Source organism: Metamycoplasma equirhinis (assembly GCF_006385185.1).
GTDB lineage: Bacteria > Bacillota_I > Bacilli_A > Mycoplasmatales > Metamycoplasmataceae > Metamycoplasma > Metamycoplasma equirhinis.
The window spans coordinates 1-2613 of record NZ_VFIX01000013.1; the positions used below are offsets into that span (position 1 = coordinate 1).

1 protein-coding gene is annotated in these 2613 nt (G+C 26.7%); it reads right to left on the reverse strand.

Translation table 4 applies throughout. From position 1 onward, the window contains the following. Window positions 1-2613 (reverse strand): coiled-coil domain-containing protein (locus FJM08_RS08395; protein WP_170177191.1); only part of this gene is annotated, 2613 nt, incomplete at both ends.

Consider the following 2613-nt stretch of genomic DNA (forward strand, 5'->3'; position numbering starts at 1 on the left):
TTCAAATTCATCAATTTTTTCCTGAACAGCGTCAGAATATCTTTTAATAGAATCTACTATACCATCTTTAAATCAGGCATCTTTTGTTTCCTGCTCAAATGTAAATATTCAAGCATCTAAATCTTTATTATTTTGTTGAATAGTAGTAATACTAATGTTAATATTTTTTATTTGATTCAATTGATCTTGAAGTATAGCTTTTGTTGCTCTTGCTAATTTGGTTATAGCCAATTCGCGAGCAGCAGATAATGCTTTACTATTAATTTTTATTTGCTCTAGTTGAGAAATAATGTTTGTAATATGTTCAATACTTTTTTCAAAATCTTTTATTAATAATTCTTTTTTCTTTTGAATTATTTTTACAAGAATTGGATCATTTGCGTCAGCCAAATTCTTATTTTTGCTTTTAATATCATCTAATTTATGAATTCTAGTATTTCTATCGCTTTGATATTTATCTAAATCAATTTTATTAGCATTAATTATGCTTTCTAATTCGCGACGAATTTCTGAATATTCAGATTTTGCTAATTGCTCATTTTTAAGCAATTCATTTAATTTGCCCAAATATTCACGATGTTTTTCTAATTCGATTCTATACTCATCATCTCTTGTTTTTGCGCCTTGTTTAATTTCATTAATTTCTGAAATTGTTATATTTGCCTTATTTAGTTTATTGATAAAGTCATCTTGTTCATTTTTATTAATTCATGAAAGCGAATTAATGAAATCTTTAGCATCCTTAATAGCTTTATTAATTTCCTTTTGTTTTGAAATTTTATCTAAGGCATTATCAATCTTAGTAGATGCAGAATTAATATTTGAAATCAAAGTACTTATTTCACTTGATTTTTCGCTATAACGTTTATTTTGGATTTCTTGTTTTAGTTTATTTGCATCTTCACTTAATTTAGTTATCGCTTGTTTTTGTGTTTCTCATTGATTTTCATCAATTTCTTTAGGTTCATTGTGGCTATTAATAAAGTCATTAATTTCATTTAATTTATCTTTCATTTGCTTTAATTTTTCATCAATAGCTTGTTTTCCTGAAGATATGTGATTTTGTGCTTTCTCCACTTTTGCTTTAGCATCATTTATAGCGTTTTGTAAATTATTAAAGTCACCATTTAATTCCGCATATTTGTTTTTATTTTGTAAATGATAATCTTCGGAATCTCTAATTATCGCATCGGTTTCAGCAATCAATTTTTGTAAATCGGCGATAAGTAATGTGCCAATTCCATTTTCTAATTCGGTTGATTTTGAGTTTAAATCAGAAATTAATTTGGTTATTTTTTCTTTAATAGCAGCAATATTTTTTGCTTTCTCTTCATCATTTTTATCTTTTGCTTGCGAAATAATTTGATTAATTTTGCTTTCGTCAGTAGCATTATTAATTTTATTAATAAAATCTTGTTTTTGTTCAGGCGTTAGTTCTTTTAAATTTTCAATTTTTTCAATAGCTTTTAATTTTTTGTTTGCCAATTCTAAAGTAGTTTCAGCATTCGCTATTGCTTTGTCTAAATTCTTTTTAGGCTCTATTAAATTGTTATTAGTTTCACTTTCAACTTTATTTTTTAATGTTTTAGCTTTTTCTAATTCTTCTTTAAGCTTCTCAATTTGAGTTTTAAATGTATTAGAATTTAAAAATTTATTTTTTGTTGCGTTTTCTTCACGGTTTAAATCAGTGATTTGCTTATTAATTTCAGTAATAAGCGATTGAATTCTTTCACTTTCAGTTTGTTTTGCTTGTCTTAATAATTCCTCAACTTCACTAATTTCTGTTTCAATTCGAGTAACCAGCGAGTCAATATCATTTTTTTTAGCAGCATATCCTTTTTGTGATTCAAGTTCTTTTGCTTTATTTGCACGTTTTTGAATTTCTTTTAAATCGCTTAAAGCTTGTTCCAATTCAGGGATGCTTTTATCGGTTTTTGCCTTATTAATTAAAGTTCGTCTAGAAACTTCAAAGTCAGTAGCGGTCCTTAACGCATCTTCAACTTGCTTCTTATTAAATGTTAAATGAGCATTCAAATCGCTAATTTTTGGCGAAATATTTGTTTTATCTTTTAATTTGCCAAATGCAGCTATAACATCCGGTCTTTTAGTAATAGGATTGCTATCAACATTTCTTCCATTGTGGAATTTTATACCTTCAGTCACGGCAGAAGATAAAGAATCAATTAATGACTTTAAATCGTCAATTTTTTCTTGAATTTCTTCAGTTATTTTTCCAGTTTCTAAATCAATGGCATCAATTTTTTCTTGAATTTCTTTAATTAAATCTTTAGCTAATTTATCTTCACCTTCAAGTTTTGTTTTTGCTTGTGTGACAATTTGAATTGCATCCTCGATTTTTTTAATTAATTCATTTGCTTTAGTTTCATATTGATTATAACCGTTAGCACTTGCTAAACTTTTAGCTCCATTGGCTTTTTCTTTTGCGATTGTTAAATTAGTAATTAAATCTGTTAAATCAGCAACTGGTTTGCCAGTTAGATTTTTTGTTTGTTCTAATAGCGGATTTGCTTTATTTTCAGCGTCTTTATAAGCATTTTCAATTTCGGTTTTTTTACTACTTAAATAGGCGTTTCTATTATTATAAGTGCCAAT